Origin of the sequence: Pseudomonas sp. IPO3749 (assembly GCF_013386605.1) — a bacterium.
GTDB classification, from domain to species: domain Bacteria; phylum Pseudomonadota; class Gammaproteobacteria; order Pseudomonadales; family Pseudomonadaceae; genus Aquipseudomonas; species Aquipseudomonas azotoformans_A.
On sequence record NZ_JACARN010000063.1, the window covers coordinates 36125 to 53236 of the forward strand.

The 17112-nt window shown below is 59.1% G+C and carries 14 protein-coding genes; 7 read left to right on the plus strand and 7 right to left on the minus strand.

What is annotated here, in order from left to right:
* Positions 1–2 precede the first annotated feature (2 nt).
* Positions 3–4823 (minus strand): NEL-type E3 ubiquitin ligase domain-containing protein, encoded by a 4821-nt coding sequence (locus HX812_RS23540; protein WP_038847420.1) that lies wholly within the window; start codon positions 4821–4823, stop codon positions 3–5.
* Between the two features lie 298 nt (positions 4824–5121).
* Here HX812_RS23540 and HX812_RS23545 point away from each other — a divergent pair, with 298 nt between their 5' ends.
* From HX812_RS23545 to HX812_RS23560, 4 genes are read left to right on the plus strand one after another with little or no spacing between them, the layout of a single operon-like run.
* Entirely contained in the window at positions 5122–6894 is a 1773-nt protein-coding gene (locus HX812_RS23545) for an N-acetylglutaminylglutamine amidotransferase (RefSeq protein WP_038847423.1), read from the plus strand.
* A gap of 3 nt (positions 6895–6897) precedes the next feature.
* Positions 6898–8631, plus strand: a complete 1734-nt coding sequence (gene ngg / locus HX812_RS23550; protein ID WP_038847425.1) for an N-acetylglutaminylglutamine synthetase — start codon at positions 6898–6900, stop codon at positions 8629–8631.
* 24 nt (positions 8632–8655) lie between these two features.
* Complete coding sequence (locus HX812_RS23555; protein WP_010208883.1) at positions 8656–9840, plus strand: osmoprotectant NAGGN system M42 family peptidase; 1185 nt, start codon at positions 8656–8658, stop codon at positions 9838–9840.
* 59 nt (positions 9841–9899) lie between these two features.
* The gene (locus HX812_RS23560; RefSeq protein WP_003192759.1) at positions 9900–10127 is read left to right on the plus strand and encodes a YheU family protein; all 228 of its coding nucleotides are present in this window, start codon (positions 9900–9902) and stop codon (positions 10125–10127) included.
* Positions 10128–10135: 8 nt separating this feature from the next.
* Here the strand turns inward: HX812_RS23560 and csrA are convergent, their stop codons facing one another.
* Complete coding sequence (gene csrA, locus HX812_RS23565) at positions 10136–10339, minus strand: carbon storage regulator CsrA (protein ID WP_038847428.1); 204 nt, start codon at positions 10337–10339, stop codon at positions 10136–10138.
* Between the two features lie 129 nt (positions 10340–10468).
* The gene (locus tag HX812_RS23570; protein ID WP_016976386.1) at positions 10469–11284 is read right to left on the minus strand and encodes an SDR family oxidoreductase; all 816 of its coding nucleotides are present in this window, start codon (positions 11282–11284) and stop codon (positions 10469–10471) included.
* A 329-nt stretch (positions 11285–11613) separates the two neighbouring features.
* Between HX812_RS23570 and HX812_RS23575 the strand changes: the two genes are divergently transcribed.
* A complete protein-coding gene (locus HX812_RS23575) occupies positions 11614–11766 on the plus strand; it encodes a DUF3309 family protein (RefSeq protein ID WP_015885095.1) in 153 nt (50 codons plus the stop codon).
* A 53-nt stretch (positions 11767–11819) separates the two neighbouring features.
* Here the strand turns inward: HX812_RS23575 and HX812_RS23580 are convergent, their stop codons facing one another.
* The 3 genes from HX812_RS23580 to HX812_RS23590 all read right to left on the minus strand — a co-directional run bounded on the left by HX812_RS23580 (position 11820) and on the right by HX812_RS23590 (position 15025).
* Positions 11820–13907, minus strand: coding sequence for an LTA synthase family protein (locus HX812_RS23580; protein ID WP_038847430.1), 2088 nt, complete (start codon positions 13905–13907; stop codon positions 11820–11822).
* A gap of 327 nt (positions 13908–14234) precedes the next feature.
* Entirely contained in the window at positions 14235–14426 is a 192-nt protein-coding gene (locus HX812_RS23585; protein ID WP_003172956.1) for a PLDc N-terminal domain-containing protein, read from the minus strand.
* A 68-nt stretch (positions 14427–14494) separates the two neighbouring features.
* The gene (locus HX812_RS23590) at positions 14495–15025 is read right to left on the minus strand and encodes a hypothetical protein (protein WP_038847433.1); all 531 of its coding nucleotides are present in this window, start codon (positions 15023–15025) and stop codon (positions 14495–14497) included.
* A gap of 193 nt (positions 15026–15218) precedes the next feature.
* Between HX812_RS23590 and HX812_RS23595 the strand changes: the two genes are divergently transcribed.
* Both HX812_RS23595 and HX812_RS23600 read left to right on the plus strand, forming a co-directional pair.
* A complete protein-coding gene (locus HX812_RS23595) occupies positions 15219–16181 on the plus strand; it encodes a hypothetical protein (RefSeq protein ID WP_038847435.1) in 963 nt (320 codons plus the stop codon).
* 101 nt (positions 16182–16282) lie between these two features.
* Complete coding sequence (locus HX812_RS23600) at positions 16283–16552, plus strand: hypothetical protein (protein WP_152514729.1); 270 nt, start codon at positions 16283–16285, stop codon at positions 16550–16552.
* A gap of 22 nt (positions 16553–16574) precedes the next feature.
* Here HX812_RS23600 and HX812_RS23605 read toward each other — a convergent pair whose 3' ends face one another.
* Positions 16575–17090 (minus strand): ankyrin repeat domain-containing protein, encoded by a 516-nt coding sequence (locus tag HX812_RS23605; RefSeq protein WP_038847437.1) that lies wholly within the window; start codon positions 17088–17090, stop codon positions 16575–16577.
* Positions 17091–17112 lie beyond the last annotated feature (22 nt).

A 17112-nucleotide genomic window follows, 5' to 3' on the forward strand; every position in this document is an offset into this window, starting at 1 on the left:
CTTCAGCACGGGCCGGCCCGGCGCATTTGATCTTTCGTCAGGCGTTCGATTTCTGTGGCTTCGGCCTTGTCTTTCTCCTCCATGATCAGGTTTGCCTGTGTCAGGTATTCACCCTCGGTAATGGGCGGGGTTTGTGTTTCGAGCGCCGCCAAGCGCTCGAAAAAAGGCTTGAACACGGCGTCAAACCTATCGGAAGAGGCCTGTCTCAAATAGTCGATCCAGAAGCGCGCCTTGACGATGTATTGCAACAGCGCCGCAGTGCGCTCGGCGTTCTCCACAGCGATTTTCGCCTCGACCAGGTCCGACGGCTTCACACCGGCCAAGTCTTCATGGATCAGGTGTTTAGGCTGCCCCGGCAAATCCAGTGTTTGCGCCAACCGCGTGCGGAAGAACAGGCTGACTTCCACCCCATCGGTCTCGGGGTGTTTCTTGCTGTGGGCAAAGGCAAAGCTTTCCACTTGGCTCAGGCGAAATAACCGCTTGGCAAGGTCCAGCAGCGACTTTGCAGTCGCTTGCCCACTCACCACTGAGCGCGAGGCTTCGTGGATATCGAGCAGTACCTCGAGGTCACTGAAATTCGCCGCAGCCGCGTCATCGCAATTGATCGGCATTGCTGCCCGGTTGAACACGCGGTCGCGCAACTTGGCATCCGCGGCGGTGGCGTCCAACACCCGCCAAATACGCCGTTCCAAATCGTCACGCAGCTTGGTCGCGTCTGCCGTGTTGACCAGGCGGGCCATTAAATTGAATAACGCGTCGCTACGCGGTTCGTTTTTCAGCGCTCTCCAGGCAAGGTCCTTTTCCGCATAGCGCTCTACCCGTTGATCTGCCAACCACGCGTCGCGCGCCGTCTGCTCATCAATCCGGGCGATGTTATCTTCAACGTAGCCCATGCCAATTCCCGAGCGCATGCGATAAGCACTCAGCGCAACTTTACTGGTGGTCGACACCGGGTTATCACGCAAGTTGACCGCTCGCGCGTAGCGACTGGGCAGCTCAAATAGCCAGCCTGGCAAGTCCCTGATGTCATTGCTGCGCAAATCAAGGTGCTCCAGGTAAGGCAAACGCCGGACCCCCGAAGGAAACTCAGTCAAACGACAATCACGCAGAATCAGCTCGCGCAGCGAGGATTGCCCCGAGACATCAAGGCCATCGCTCAACGGGTTGCCCGCCAGGTTGAGGGCCTTCAAACGACTCAGACTGGCGAGCCTCTTGCGCGTATCCTCGGTCATATTCAGTTTGTTGCGGGCCAGGTTCAGGTGCTCCAGCGCGGGCATCGAGGACAGCGCTTCAGGGACTTGCGCGAGTTGGTTGTCTGCCAGTTCAAGCCCTCGCAGGTTTTTGAAGTGTTCAAGAAACGCGGATATGTCTTCGCTGAGGCCCATGCTGCGCAAAGACAACTGCTGCACATGGTCAAAATTAACCTCGGCGGGCAATGTTGGCAGTTCGCCTACGTGCATGCGGTCAAGCTCAAGACCCGGCACCGTTTTAAAATCGATGTCATCCACGAAAGACGCCCGGCTCCAGCACCGCTCAATGGATTGGCGCACCTGGTAACGACTCAATCGCCAGTCCCGTGGTGGCGCCTCTCCATGTGCAAACACCGGCCGCTGCCTCGCCCAGTGCTCCAACGTTTTGTGCAACTGCGCGAACTGCTCTTCCAATGCCTTGACCACTTTGGCCCGACTAAGATGATCCGTGCCCGCGTCACGCAACATTTTTAATCGTTCGGCTTCGCTCACTAAGGGGTACAGCGCCCTCATCTTGTTTACCAGTGCCGGGGCAAACTCGATGGATGGGGGCTTGTCCTGCTCCATCTGCGCCGCGGCACAGCTCGAAGCCTGTTCAGGAACAGCCCGCTCAGGCCACAGGTAGCGCGGCACGCGCTCACGCTCATCCTGGGACTTGAAGCGCAACTGGCTACGCAAACGCTGTGCGGGGTCCGGTCCCACAAGGTTCATCATTTTGCGTTGCCCCGGCGACAGGCAATCCACCACCGACTGCAACAATGCGTCCGGCCCGCTCACCAGGGCGTTAAGGCCAGCGCCTTGTTCATTGAACGCCTGGAACCCACGGTCGTTGTGCACGATCGTGCGGCGCACCCACGCCGTATCAGGCCCGACCTGCGCCAACAGGTTGCCGGTGGCGCTGATTTCACGCAGTTGCAGTGATAACTCTTTTGGCCAATGGGCCAACCGGCCCAGCATGCCGAAAGTCAGGCGATGGGTCGCAGCATCCGCAAGGGGCGGCCAATACAACCCCATCAAGGCCTGATCCTCGGCCATTTGATCCAGCACCTCACGGATATTTTGCTCCAACGTCAGCGGCACACGTCGGGTCTGACGCAGGTAACGACGGTCCAGGGATGAGGCCTTGGTGCCCTGCTCCCAGGCTACGTTACGTGGCAATTGGGTAAATCGCGCACACAGTGGCTCCATCTCGTCGCAGCGCACGCTTTTGTAATCCTCATACAGCTTGCGATACAACGCGCCGTGCTGGTCGTTGACCGTCTCCAGCAAGCGTTTTTTGAGCAACGCCGGGGCCTTTGCCAACGTCACGGTCTCACCGAGCAAAGTATTACGCTCGGTTTTGGATAAAGCCGTCAGCAAGGTTTCCAGCACCTGCCCATCCTTGAGTTGCTGCTCAGTGATATGGATGCTCTGGTCTTCATAATCGAAGGGCGCCAGATTCGGGTGGCTTTCCAGCAGGTTGCCCTTGCTGTCCAGTAGCTCAAAGAAGCGCCCTTTAGGCCAACCGGCCATCAACGGCAAGGCCAGCATCTGGGTGCGGGCTGTATGCGAGTCGAGCTGGCCTTCCTGCCCCAGGGTTTCAATCAGATGAAGGACCTTTTCGTGCTGCCTGAACCGTGCCACCGCGTCCTGAAACCGTTCTGGCAAAGGTTTGTTCTCCATCGCCAGGCGCTGCAGGTCGGCCAGGTCGATCTGGTTGATCGCCGCGAGGCTTTGCAGGGCGTCCGACGGCACGTCCGCCAAGGCAGGGTTAAGACGGTGCAGCGTGTAGATCGGGTCCCTCCACTCATGCGGACGCTCGAAGATATGCTGCCAGCCACCGCCCAAGTTGTGTTTTAACGGCGGCCGATAGGCCGTCGAACGCTTGGGATGGTTGAAGCGCCATTGAAGGTGCGTCCAGTCAAAGCTGACGGAATAGGCGCCGCGATTGATTTGGATATACGACTGGCCATTAGCCTGATGAACCCCGCGCGCATTGGGCACCCACGGTTTCGGCAGCCCCTGCGGTTGACGGTATTGAACGAAGTCAGGCCGCCACAGGCGAGGGCTGTGATCGGGCAATTGCACCGCCTCGAGGTTTTCAAAAAACATCGGCGACGGTGTCTGGCTGCGCTTGAGCGTCCCCACCACACGCCCTCCCACCGCAAACACGACCATGGCGACAATGCTCTCCACGACTGAGACCAAATGCTTGAGCGCACCCGCATTGTCGCCATGGCTCCAGTCCTCCACCCCCTCGAACACCTCCCCGAGCAACTGGCCGATGGCTACGCCCATCATAAACTGGCCCAGCACCGGCACGAAAAACCCCGCAACATTCAAGATGTCCAGCCCGTAGTCGAGGTAATCTATCAGGCGTTGCCGCCGGGCTTCTTCGTCCACATCGGCCGTCGGCACGGCCAGCACGCGCGCGTCCAATTGGATCTTGCCAACGCAACTTCGAAAGAAAAAATCACAGAAGTTGCCCTTCGTAATGATGCTCTCGAACACCCCCAACGTCGGGTCACTTTTAAAGTCGCTCAAAAACTTGAGGCGCTCCAGCTCATCCAGGTAACGCTCAAAAAATTCCAGGTAAGGTTTTTCTTTCAACTTGGAGGTCAGGTACTGCTTGAAGCTCTCCAGTGACGCGTACTCGAACCAAGGCCGCACCGGATCGTTGGGCATATAAATGATGAATTTATCGGCGGCCAACTCGCCCAAGGTGTCCTCGGAAAACACCAGCACGCTCCACAGACACGCCTTGGCGATTTTCAAACCTTGCCAGATCAAGGGCTTGCCGTCGGACTTGGATTTGACCACCCAGTCCACCGCCATATTGGCATTGATCAGATTGAGCAGGCGGGTGTGGTTCACTTGGCTGATGTGCTGCTTGGCCAGGGCCATGTGCAGGTCGACCAACATATCGGCTTTCTTGCTGAACCCTACGTCGCTTAAGGCCTCTGCGTAATGGGGACCCGAGGGCGACTCACCTGGAGCCGGCAAGTCGAAGACCTCGCGCACGTGCTCCTGATAGGCATTGCCTAGGTCCAATGCCCGGCAGTAGCCGACAAATTGCTGCGCGGTGATGCCGGTGGCCTCGGCATCATGCAGACCCTCGCGAATCAGGGTTTTGTCCGGCAGGCCGCCGGGCTTTGCCTCGGTCTCAGAGAAATTTTGCATGGCAGACAGCACTAGGCTGTGTTTTTCCAAGGCCAGCGTTTCAATTAAAAGGCCTGTGATGTAGGTCACGCCCACCGGATCACGCCGTGGGCGTTCTAAATAGTCGCAGCGCACATCCAACTGGGGATGCCCGTTCTCGGTCAGGTAGCGACTCAGCTTTTCGATACAGAACTGGTCCAGAGACTGCAAGCGGTTCAAACGTTGTTCCAGGTTTCGACGCATGACGCTGCTGCGCCGGTATGTATCTTCAAGGGCCGTCAACGCAGGTAAGGGCGCCTTGAGCATCCAGCGGGGCAAGGTGTTGTGCAGCACCTGGGCTTTGTCCAGGTCGCCGGTCATTTCCAGTAGAGCAGTGTCCAGTTCATCCTTGGTCAACGGCTCGGTGAGCGTATATAAATCAGTCGTTTCGGTCATAGCAGTGGTTCTTCAAGCAGTGATTGATGACTCGCTACGATAAGCGCTCCCACGCTGAGCTCAGATTCGAATACTTGGGCATTCGGACCCGCCAATCCCGCGAAATTTGCGTTGAACCGACACCTGAATACCGCCAGGTTTACACAGCCCGCGCCACTCCTTCGCGGCATGCGGCCATTCGCCATATAACTTATCGACCTAAAACTCCCGCTATAGCCCCGTGTCAGTTCCTGGGTACGCGCCCTTCAGGGCGTATTGAGTGTTTCCCCTCCCCAACGGAAAAACCGGTAAGGAATTTATGTGCGGATTAGCTGGAGAATTACGTTTCGATGCCCAACCTGCCGACCTGGCAGCCATTGAGCGCATCACCCATCACCTGGCTCCCCGTGGCCCAGACTCCTGGGGTTTCCATGCCCAAGGGCCGATTGCACTCGGCCACCGGCGCTTGAAAATCATGGACCTGTCGGACGGCTCAGCCCAACCGATGGTCGATTCGCAGCTCGGCCTGTCATTGGCCTTCAACGGCGCGATCTATAACTTCCCGGAACTGCGAGAAGAGCTGGAAGCCCTGGGCTACGCCTTCTATTCCGGCGGCGACACCGAAGTGCTGCTCAAGGGCTATCACGCATGGGGCGAGGCATTGCTGCCCAAGCTCAACGGCATGTTTGCCTTTGCCATCTGGGAGCGCGATGCCCAACGTCTGTTTATCGCCCGTGACCGTCTTGGCGTGAAGCCGTTGTACCTGTCACGTACCGGCCAGCGTTTGCGCTTTGCCTCGGCGTTGCCGGCGCTGCTCAAGGGCGGCGATATCAACCCGATCCTCGATCCGGTGGCCCTCAACCATTACCTGAACTTCCACGCCGTGGTGCCTGCGCCGCGCACCTTGCTGGCCGGCATCGAAAAAATGCCGCCAGCCAGCTGGATGCGCATCGACGCCAGCGGCAAGACCGAGCTGAAAGTGTGGTGGACCCTGCCCTACGGCCCACACGACGACGAAAAAAACCTGACCCTGGAAGACTGGACCGACCGCGTACTCGACAGCACCCGCGAAGCCGTGGCCATCCGCCAACGTGCGGCGGTGGATGTGGGCGTGTTGCTCTCCGGTGGTGTCGATTCGAGCATGCTCGTGGGCCTGCTGCGCGAAGTCGGCGTACAAGACCTGTCGACGTTTTCCATCGGTTTTGAAGACGCCGGCGGCGAAGCGGGCAACGAGTTTCAATACTCGGACCTGATCGCCAAGCACTACGGCACCCGCCACCACCAATTGCGCATCGCCGAAAGCGAGATCATCGAGCAACTGCCCGCCGCTTTCCGCGCCATGAGCGAGCCGATGGTCAGCCACGATTGCATCGCCTTCTACCTGCTGTCGCGGGAAGTAGCCAAGCATTGCAAAGTGGTGCAGAGCGGCCAGGGCGCGGATGAACTGTTCGCCGGTTACCATTGGTATCCGCAGGTGGACGGCGCCAGCGATCCGTACGCGGCTTATCGCGATGCGTTTTTCGACCGCAGCTATGACGATTACGCGGCGACTGTCGCGCCAAAATGGCTGACCGCCAATGACGCCGCCGGTGACTTCGTGCGCGAACACTTCGCCATGCCAGGCGCCGATGCCGCGGTGGACAAGGCCCTGCGCCTGGACAGCACGGTGATGCTGGTGGACGACCCGGTCAAACGCGTCGACAACATGACCATGGCCTGGGGCCTGGAAGCGCGTACGCCGTTTCTCGATTACCGCCTGGTGGAACTCTCCGCGCGGGTGCCGGGTAAGTTCAAGCTGCCCGATGGCGGCAAACAGGTGTTGAAAGAAGCCGCGCGCCGCGTGATCCCAAGCGAGGTCATCGACCGCAAAAAAGGCTACTTCCCGGTACCTGGCCTCAAGCATTTGCAGGGCGACACGTTGAACTGGGTACGTGAACTGTTGCTCGACCCAAGCCAGGATCGCGGCCTGTTCAACCCCGCGATGCTTGACCGCTTGCTCACCGACCCGCAAGGCCAATTGACTCCGCTGCGCGGCTCCAAGCTGTGGCAACTGGCGGCGCTGAACCTGTGGCTCAGCGAACAAGGAATCTGATCGATGAAACCCCATGCAGCGGCTTACAGCCAACGTTTGCTGAAGGGCCAGGCACCGTCGTACGAGCGCCTGCAAGCCCGGCTGGCGGAAGATGGCAGCCCATTGGCGGCCGAACCGATTGCCGTGCATTGCGGTTGGGGCCGGTTGTTGATCGGTCATACCTTTCCAGACCCTGCCAGTCTCGCCCAGGAATTGCTCAATGAGCAGGCGGGCGAGCGGGATATCGCGCTTTACGTCGCGGCGCCCCAGCAGATCCTGGGGATCGACCCGCAGCAATTGTTCCTCGACCCTTCCGACACCCTGCGCCTGTGGTTCACCGACTACCGCCCCGCCACTCGCGTGTTCCGCGGCTTTCGCATTCGCCGGGTGCAGACTGAGGCGGATTGGCTGGCAGTGAATCAGTTGTATCAGGGACGCGGCATGTTGCCGGTCGACGCAGAACGCCTCACGCCGCGCCATCAAGGTGGCCCGGTGTATTGGTTGGCGGAAGACGAAGACAGCGGCGCGGTGATCGGCAGCGTCATGGGTCTGAATCACCAAAAAGCCTTTCACGACCCGGAAAACGGTTGCAGCCTGTGGTGCCTGGCGGTCGACCCGCAATGCACGCGGCCAGGCGTGGGCGAAGTGCTGGTGCGCCATTTGGTGGAACACTTCATGAGCCGTGGCTTGAGCTACTTGGACCTGTCAGTGCTGCACGACAACCGTCAGGCCAAGAACCTCTACGCCAAGCTTGGCTTTCGCGCGCTGACCACCTTTGCGATCAAGCGCAAGAACGGCATCAACCAGCCGCTGTTTCTCGGCCCGGGCCCGCAGGCGGGGTTCAATCCCTATGCGCGGATCATTGTCGAAGAGGCGCATCGTCGTGGTATCGACGTACAGGTGGATGATGCGGATGCCGGGTTGTTCACCCTGAGCCATGGCGGGCGTCGCGTGCGTTGCCGTGAATCGCTGAGCGACTTGACCAGCGCCATCAGCATGACCCTGTGCCAGGACAAAAGCCTGACTCACAAAGTGCTGAAAGCGGCCGGTTTGAAACTGCCTTCACAGCAACTCGCGGGCAGCGCGGATGACAACCTGGAGTTCCTCGACGAGCACCAGCGCATCGTCGTCAAGCCGCTGGACGGTGAGCAAGGCCAGGGCGTGGCGGTGGACCTGCAGAGCATCGAAGAGGTGCAGCAGGCCATTGAAGCGGCGCGGCAGTTCGACAGCCGTGTGCTGTTGGAGAGCTTTCACGAAGGGTTGGACCTGCGCATCCTGGTGATCGGTTTCGAGGTGGTTGCCGCTGCGATTCGTCGCCCTGCGGAGGTGACCGGTGACGGCCACCATTCCATCGGCGCGCTGATCGAAGCCCAAAGCCGGCGCCGCCAGGCTGCCACCGACGGCGAAAGCAAAATCCCGTTGGATGCCGAAACCGAACGCACCTTGAACGCCGCCGGTGTCGACTACAGCAGCATCCTGCCCCGTGGCCAGACCCTGGCCGTGCGCCGCACCGCCAACTTGCACACCGGCGGGTGCCTGGAAGATGTCACCGCCATCCTCCACCCGACGCTGGTGGACGCCGCCGTGCGCGCCGCCCGCGCCCTGGACATCCCCATGGTGGGCCTGGACCTGATGGTGCCCGCCGCCGATCAACCCGAGTACGTGTTTATCGAAGCCAACGAACGGGCCGGCCTGGCCAATCATGAACCGCAGCCTACCGCGGAGAAATTTGTGGATTTGCTGTTTCCCCATAGCTGAACGATCCGAACCCCAGGAGTCTTTATGAGCCGAACCATCCCCGAACCGGATCTGAATTACCTGCAAAAAGTCCTGCTGGAAATGCTCGCCATTCCCAGCCCCACCGGGTTTACCGACACCATCGTGCGCTACGTCGCCGAGCGCCTGGAAGAACTCGGCATCCCGTTTGAGATGACCCGCCGCGGCACCATCCGCGCGACCTTGAAAGGCCAGAAAAACAGCCCCGACCGCGCCGTGTCCGCGCACCTGGACACCATCGGCGCGGCCGTGCGTGCGATCAAGGACAACGGCCGCCTGAGCCTGGCGCCGGTGGGCTGCTGGTCGAGCCGCTTTGCCGAAGGGAGCCGCGTCAGCCTGTTCACCGACAATGGCGTGATCCGCGGCAGTGTGTTGCCATTGATGGCCTCCGGGCATGCCTTCAACACCGCCGTGGATGAAATGCCGGTGAGCTGGGACCACGTGGAACTGCGCCTTGACGCCTATTGCGCGACCCGCGCCGATTGCGATTCCCTGGGCATTGGCATCGGTGACTATGTCGCCTTCGACCCGTTGCCCGAGTTCACTGAGAGCGGGCATATCAGCGCGCGCCACTTGGATGACAAAGCCGGTGTCGCCGCCCTGCTCGCGGCGCTCAAGGCCATTGTCGACAGTGGCGAGCCCTTGCTGATCGACTGCCATCCACTATTCACCATCACCGAAGAAACCGGCAGCGGTGCAGCCGCCGCCCTGCCCTGGGACGTCAGTGAGTTTGTCGGCATCGATATCGCCCCGGTCGCCCCCGGCCAGCACTCCAGCGAGCACGCGGTCAGCGTGGCGATGCAGGACTCCGGCGGGCCGTATGACTATCACCTGTCCCGGCATCTGCTGCGCCTGGCGTCTGACAACGAATTGCCAGTGCGTCGCGACCTGTTCCGCTATTACTTCAGTGACGCACACTCAGCGGTCACCGCCGGCCACGATATCCGCACCGCCTTGCTGGCCTTCGGTTGTGATGCGACCCACGGCTACGAGCGCACCCATATCGACAGCCTCGCGGCGTTGAGTCGTCTATTGGGCGCTTACATCCTCAGCCCGCCGGTGTTCGCCAGCGATGCACAGCCGGCCCAGGGCTCCCTGGATCGGTTCAGTCATCAGATCGAGCACGAGACGCAGATGGAAAGCGACACACGTGTGCCGTCGGTGGACAGTCTGGTGGGCAATAAGTCCTGAGGCTGGCAACCAGGGTCCCGGCGCAGTAGCATCGCCGGGATCCATCACCCGAGGCTTGTATGCTGATTCCCTACGACGCACTTGAAGTCGACACCCTGACCCGCCTCATCGAAGATTTTGTCACCCGCGACGGCACCGACAATGGCGACGACACGCCCCTGGAAACCCGCGTATTGCGGGTGCGCCAGGCGCTGACCAAGGGCCAGGCACTGATCGTGTTCGACCCCGAGAGCGAGCAGTGCCAGTTGATGCTCAAGCACGATGTGCCCAAGCATCTGTTCGACTGAGCGGGTTTTCAGGGGTTGGGCACAGGCACCGGATGGGTTCTGGCGTCTTGGCGCTCGAGGATCTTCTGGTACACCTCCGCGCGATGAACATGCACCCCGGCCGGCGCTTCAACGCCGAACTTCACCTGGTTACCGTTCAACTCAAGGATGTGCACGGCGATGTCATCGCCGATGGAGATGACTTCGCCTACAGCGCGGCTTAAGACCAGCATGGCGGTTGTCCTTTTAACAGTGAAAGGACCTCGACCATGCGCGCTGGGGGTGGACCGCAGCAATGGCTTGCCGCGAAATCAGGCCATACCTACAAACGCAGGTAAATTGCCTGACAGACTACTACCTGATCAGCCCTTGGCCGCCTGCGCTTTAGCGCGCATTTTGTCAGCCATGGTGGTCATCTCGTCATAGAGCAGTTGCGGGTTCTTCTGCTTCAACGCCCACGCCATCCGCCCTTGTTCATGGGGCAAGATCATGAACTCGCCTTCTGCCACGCGCTGGTAGATGTAGTCGGCAATGTCCGCCGCCGAGATCGGCGAACTCTCAAGCAACTTGCCTACCTGGGCCTTCATCGCCGGGGTCGGCCCACGGAACGAATCCAACAGGTTGGTCTGGAAGAATGACGGGCATACCACGTGCACGCCGACTTCCTGCTGCTTGAGTTCCACCAGCAGGCTTTCCGACAGCGCCACCACTCCGGCCTTGGCCACGTTGTAGTTGCTCATCGCCGGGCCCTGCATCAACGCCGCCATGGACGCGATGTTGATAATGCGGCCCTTGCTCTTTTCCAGCAGCGGCAGGAACGCCTTGCAGCCCTTGACCACGCCCATCAGGTTGATCGCGATTTGCCAGTCCCAGTCTTCCAGGGACAGTTCGGCAAAGAACCCACCGGAGGCCACCCCGGCATTGTTGACGATCACATCGATGCCACCCAGTTTCACTTCGCACGCCTGGGCGAACGCGGTGAGTTGGCTGTAGTCACGCACGTCGCAACGCTGGATAAACCCGTCGCCACCCGCCTCGCGTACGAGCTTGAGCGTTTCCTGCAAGCCTGGTTCGCTGACGTCTGACAAGGCCAACTGCCATCCTTCACGGGCCCAGCGCAAAGCGATTTCGCGGCCCAGGCCCGACCCGGCGCCAGTGATCATCATGCGATTTTGCATAGGAGGTATGCCTTGTGGTTCACGGAAGAAGTGACCGGCAGTGTAGCGAAGGTTCTTCCTGCCCCCATCCACCATCAGAATGATGAATGCCCCTGGCAAACCGGCAGCCGGGTCGGAGGTTCGCGTGTAGCCTAAGTTCAATATTTTTCAACTAACAACGCGTATTTGCGAACGCATTAAAAGAAATAAGCAAGTGTGCGAAATGCTTTAAAAAAATACTGAATTTTCCGCAGAGGGTAACAGTCGGAGTTGTTAAGGCGTTCGTGAATCAACTAGCGGGCCTATCGTTAATAACCGGTCTTTGCAGAAGGCCAATAAGGAAAAAAACCATGAGCCTCATTCTGATCATTATCCTGATCCTCCTGCTGGTCGGTGGTCTGCCAGTATTCCCTCACTCACGTAACTGGGGTTATGGCCCGTCAGGTATTCTGGGTGTTGTGCTGGTCGTCCTGCTGGTGCTACTGCTGCTCGGCCGGATATAAAAGCCAGGCAAAAAAAAGAGGCCTTTAAAGGCCTCTTTTTTATTGCCGGTTATTTAGTCCGGCTTACCGTCAACCACGCCAGCGGTGTTATCCAACAGGCTCTTGGTTGCCGTCTGCAGGAACGACTCCAGTTTCTGCCTTAATGCACCCTCGTCCGGCGACTCTGGAATCACCTTACCAGTCGGGTTGGCGCCCAGCTCGTATTCCCACAACTTCGGCGGCATTTCCTTTGGCAGTACCAGGATGCGATCGCCTGTGACCAGCGCCACAGTCTGATCGCTGCCCGACGGCTTGATCACACCAAAACCCTTGTCGCCTTCCGGCAGGTTCAGCAGGTCGCGGCCCCAGCACTGGTGCAGGGTCTCGCCACCGAGGCGGCCCATGATGGTCGGCACGATGTCGATCTGCGTACCGACAGTGTGGTCACGCTCGCCGAACTTCTCCTGCATGCCCGGTGCAATCATCAGCATCGGCACGTTGAAGCGACCCAGGTCCATTTCAGTAATTTGCTGCTCGTTACCAAAACCATGGTCGCCCACGATCACAAACAGGGTTTCCTTGAAGTACGGCTCCTTGCGGGCCTTTTCAAAGAACTGGCCAAGGGCCCAGTCGGAGTAGCGCATCGCCGTCAAATGCTCGTCGAGGCTGCCACGGCCCGTGACCTTCTCCACCGGCAATGGCGTCGGCAAGGCATACGGCGTGTGGTTGGACAGGGTTTGCAGCAAGGCATAGAACGGCTTGCCGCCTTCGCGGGCTTTCAACTCTTCCAGGCCACGGTTGAACATGTCCTGGTCGGATACGCCCCACGTCGGGTCGGAGAACACCGGGTCGACGAAGTCGTTACGCCCGATAAAGTTGGTCATGCCCTGGTTGCTGAAGAAGCCCGACTGGTTGTCCCAGGCAAAATCGCCGTTGTAGACATACACGTCGTCAAACTTGCGCGCGCTGAGCAACTGCGGCAGGCCCGACAGCTTGTGGCTGCCCTCCGGGGTCTGCATCAGGTATTCGAACGCCGGCAGGTTCGGGAAGCACGCCATGGTGGCGAACATGCCTTGGTGGGTGTGCGTGCCGTTGGAGAAGAAGCGGTCGAACAGCAGGCCTTCCTTGGACAGTTTGTCGAAGTACGGCGTGATATTACCCGGACGCCCCAGGGCGCCGACCGAGTGACCGGCGAAGCTTTCCATCAGGATCACGACGACGTTCTTGATCGGCAGGGTTTTCTCGGCCGGCGGGGTGAACTCGCGGCGCACGGCGGCGGTGTCGGTATCCACCAGTTTTTCCGTCGGCAGCACCAGCATGTCACGCACGGTCTGGGTTGCCAGCGGCTGCTCCAGCGTGGCCTTCCAGGTGTTATCACGGTGTTCGGAGAAACGCGCCTTGGCGGCGCCGATCAACGACAGCGTGCCATTGAGGCCCAACTGGTTGGCGAAGTTCGAGTCGGTGGTGTACACGTCACCCCAACGCAGCGGCGGGCCCTGGCGCAGGGTGCCGCGAATGGCGACCACGGCGACCAACAGGCACACCACAAACACCGCGATGCGGGTGTACCACGGCGCCACTTGGCGGGTGCCGATGCTGCCACCGCTGAACGGGCCACGCGGGCGTGTTGCACGGTCGGCGCCTTTGAAGGCGATGCTCAGGATCAGCGTACCCACAGCCCAGGCCAGCAGGTAGCGCACCACCGGGAAACCGTACCAGAGCATGCTCATCACGGTTTTCGGGTCTTCCTTCACGTACTGGAAGACCAAGCCGTTGAGGCGCTGGTGGAATTCGCGGTAGAAGTCCATTTCCATCAGGCCCAGGAACAGGGCAATGCTGGACGCGACAGTCAGCCACAAACGGAAGAACCCACGCGCAGCCATGGCGCGGACGCTGAACAGAGCCAGCAGCAGCGGGACCAATGCGTACATCACAAAGCGGATGTCGAAGCGCGTGCCATTGCCGAACGCTTCCAGGAAGGTCGAGGCCGGCGTGTCGAGGATCATTTCACGGTTGTACACCAGCAGCGCGAGGCGCAGCAGGGAGAACATCACCATCATGACCAGTGCGCAGAGCAGCGTGTACGCCAGATGGGATTTGACGGTCGGTTGCAGCAAGCGATTTGAAGCGCGCTGCTGATTCAGGGCGTCCGGGTTTGCCATGTCGTTTTAGGACCCATTGGAGGTTTAAGTTGCGAAATATTGCAGCGGCATCCTGCCTACACCCAAGCGTGTAGGAACAGGGGGGTTAGCGCGTTGGCGCAAATGGTGCCCGATGAATGCCATCAACGCTATTGATTACTGAGGGAAAACACGTCTTTGTGGTGCTTTTCCAGGCCTTTGACAGACCTATCCTACAAGGAAGCAAAGCGAAGGGAATTGTCCAAAACGCTGTGTGAAAATTCTGTGTAGCGAATATTTGGACACAAAAAATGTGGAAGAAGGCTTGCCCCTCTTCCACACCGACTGCATCGACTAAGCGTTGCGGGGTCAGATCCGCACGTTACCGCGCGGCCCGGCGATTGCCCAAATGATCAAGCCCAGCACCGGCAACAACAGGATCAGCAAAATCCACAGCACCTTGGCGCCCGTGCTCGCGCCGCTTTTGAACACGTTGATGATCGCCCAGATATCCAGGGCCAGGATGATCAGCCCGATCAAGCCATTAAAAGTGGAACCCATGGTGTCGCTCCTAAAGTGGGGGCATGCACTTGTAGGATAGCCAGCCCTGGCGGGGGTTCCGTTTTATTTCAGACGTGAACGGCGATCTTCAGCGCTTCCAGGGAGGGCTCGCCCTTGATGCCCACCTCGGCGCACAGTTCCAGCACGCGCGGCAAGTCGTTGCCATAGACCAGCACGGCCTGGATCTCGTCATCCAGCAGTTGGCTGAAGTTAAGCAGCACATAGCCGCCATCTTCCGGGCTCAGGGCGCTCATCTGGATCTGGATGCGGTTCAGCGCCGTGAGGTCCTCAGTCTTCGCCAGCTGCTTGGGCTTGAGGTTGAACGCCACGCCAGGACCGAACGAGGCGACGATTTGCGCGAACAGGTCGCCATAGGTGTCGGCCTGGAACAGCACGGTCTCCGGCAGGCTGCCGACGACGACCCACTCGCCCAACGGAATCGGGAAGCTGTCGTCGTAGTTGATATCCGGGTTGGCCGCCAGAAACGCCGCGGGGTCCGCGTAGGCCTGGGCCGCTTCATCGGCAATGCGCGCCACTTCTTCCTCGCTCATGACACCCGCGCTGATTTTGCTGATGAGTTCGACGAGGGCGGTTTTCATGGGTGTGGTCCTGTGGCGGGCTGAATTGGGGCCGGGAAGATAACACCGGCTACCCTGTACAACAACTTCGCGCAATTGTAGGACCTGTTCAGGTGCATGCGTAGTCCAATTCCGAAATTCCAACACGCTGATTTATTGCGCCTTCAGCTACTTATAGTCCGTGGCCATGTTTGTTCGTCTAAGGACAGAGCGCATGGCCCAAGCGTATATCAATCAGTACACCAGCGATTTGCCCAGTTTAAAATCGCGCTTGTTACCCGGATCAAGTCGAGCGTTGAGTGAAAAATTCGATGCACTGAACCTGCACCTGCGTCATGGCTTGGTCACGCCAGGGCAGATGGTGATTATCCCGCAAGAATATGGTGTGGCCTGTACTGCCGATGATGCGTGGCTGATGCGCCACGCACAGGAGATACGGCGCAGGTTGGACCAAGATGCTTCGGCGGGAACGGTAGTCATTGGTCACTATGACTTGCTTCAGAGTTGGTTGGGGTATGGCTCCTTGGGCGTAGGCAGCACGACCTCCGCGTGGGCACAGCATTTGGACGAAGTGAAGCAGGCACTGAGCGAGATTGAACAACTTCACCAACGATTCAAGGACGGTACGCTGGGGAGGACGACGTTTCTCCAGCAGCGCCAGACTTTGTTCAAGAAACTGGATGCTCAACTCCACGGCGTCGCCCGCTTGGGTACCAGCCTACGCTCGCACACGTCGCTGAAGAAAATTCTAGGGATCTCGACCAAGAGCTACCTGCACAAACGCGAGATCGTGGGTTATACGCAACGCATCAGAGCGATAGCTGAAACCTCTAAGTTTTTGGGAAAAGGGACTTACATCGGAATGGCGCTGGATGTCGGCGCGACTGGGTTGGCGATTAAGGAGGCTTTTATGGAAGGACGGGAGGCGCTGTGTGAAAGAGCTAAATATATAGAAACGGGCCGCTTGGTTGCGGGTACCGCATTAGCTGCAGCAGCGGGAACCTTTACGTCAAAGGCGGCCAGCAAGCTGTGTATTTCACTGAAAATACGAAAGCGTGGGTTAGGTGCGCTAGGTTGCGCAATCATTGGAGGGGTCGCGGGCGGATTGGCGGGGGGCAATGTCGGAGGCTCGGTTGGCGAGGAATTCGGGGACATCCTTTATGAGGCAAAAGACTGATGGTCATAACATGGGAAAAAGTCGTCGTTCTCGTAATAGTTCCCGCTTTGGTACTGGACTGTGCACTCCATTGGTATCTACGTAAGTGGAGACTCGAAGAATTGGAAAGCTACTTCCCCAACAACCGTGAAGTACAGGCAGAAAAAAAGTTCTGGTGGTGGAACACATTTATGAATGAGTCATTCCGATTAAGCGCCATCATTGACTATGTCGTCAGACCAAAAAAAATGATCAAACGCGGCGAGATCACCGAAGAGGAGCTCGCCGCGATCCCTGTTGCATTGAAACGCTGGCTTATCGCCTACTACTGTTTTTCAAGACTGCAAATGACCGGTGTATTCACTTGGTATGTTTGGGCAAAGCTACTGTAACCAGTGATTCGCCTCCCCCGACCTACACCAGTTTTTGCAATTTCGCCGCCGTATCCACCGCGCCCATGGTGTGTGCCGCCGCCAACGCGGTTGCGCCTTGGGCGTCAGTGGCCTTGGGATCGGCGCCCTGGCCGAGCAGGTAGTCGAGCATTTCCACGCGGTTGAACATCGCAGCCATCATCAGTGCCGTACGGCCATCGGAGGAAGACGCATCCACTGGCACACCGCCTTCGATCAGTGCCTTGACTACCTCCAGGCTGCCTTTGAACGCCGCGCCAGCCATTGGCAGCTGGTTCTTGTCGTTGGCAATCAGCGGGTCTGCCTTGAACTCCAGCAACACTTTTACTGCCTCGACATGACCGTGATAGGCCGCGAGCATCAGCAAGGTGTCGCCATTGTGATTACGAAAGTTGGCTGGCAAGCCCTTGGCCAGCAGCGCGGCAAGCATGGCGGCGTCGCCTTTGCGGGCGACGTCGAACACCTGTTCGGCAAATTCTGCGGCTTCGTCATCGGTCATTTGTTTGGCTTGGTCTGACATGTGGGGCTCCTTGTCTTGTCCT

What these genes read in the sequence shown, in the direction of transcription:
- HX812_RS23540 (WP_038847420.1), bottom strand. Translation starts at nt 4,823, where the DNA reads ATGACCGAAACGACTGATTTATATACGCTCACCGAGCCGTTGACCAAG.
- HX812_RS23545 (WP_038847423.1), top strand. Translation starts at nt 5,122, where the DNA reads ATGTGCGGATTAGCTGGAGAATTACGTTTCGATGCCCAACCTGCCGAC.
- ngg (WP_038847425.1), top strand. Translation starts at nt 6,898, where the DNA reads ATGAAACCCCATGCAGCGGCTTACAGCCAACGTTTGCTGAAGGGCCAG.
- HX812_RS23555 (WP_010208883.1), top strand. Translation starts at nt 8,656, where the DNA reads ATGAGCCGAACCATCCCCGAACCGGATCTGAATTACCTGCAAAAAGTC.
- HX812_RS23560 (WP_003192759.1), top strand. Translation starts at nt 9,900, where the DNA reads ATGCTGATTCCCTACGACGCACTTGAAGTCGACACCCTGACCCGCCTC.
- csrA (WP_038847428.1), bottom strand. Translation starts at nt 10,339, where the DNA reads ATGCTGGTCTTAAGCCGCGCTGTAGGCGAAGTCATCTCCATCGGCGAT.
- HX812_RS23570 (WP_016976386.1), bottom strand. Translation starts at nt 11,284, where the DNA reads ATGCAAAATCGCATGATGATCACTGGCGCCGGGTCGGGCCTGGGCCGC.
- HX812_RS23575 (WP_015885095.1), top strand. Translation starts at nt 11,614, where the DNA reads ATGAGCCTCATTCTGATCATTATCCTGATCCTCCTGCTGGTCGGTGGT.
- HX812_RS23580 (WP_038847430.1), bottom strand. Translation starts at nt 13,907, where the DNA reads ATGGCAAACCCGGACGCCCTGAATCAGCAGCGCGCTTCAAATCGCTTG.
- HX812_RS23585 (WP_003172956.1), bottom strand. Translation starts at nt 14,426, where the DNA reads ATGGGTTCCACTTTTAATGGCTTGATCGGGCTGATCATCCTGGCCCTG.
- HX812_RS23590 (WP_038847433.1), bottom strand. Translation starts at nt 15,025, where the DNA reads ATGAAAACCGCCCTCGTCGAACTCATCAGCAAAATCAGCGCGGGTGTC.
- HX812_RS23595 (WP_038847435.1), top strand. Translation starts at nt 15,219, where the DNA reads ATGGCCCAAGCGTATATCAATCAGTACACCAGCGATTTGCCCAGTTTA.
- HX812_RS23605 (WP_038847437.1), bottom strand. Translation starts at nt 17,090, where the DNA reads ATGTCAGACCAAGCCAAACAAATGACCGATGACGAAGCCGCAGAATTT.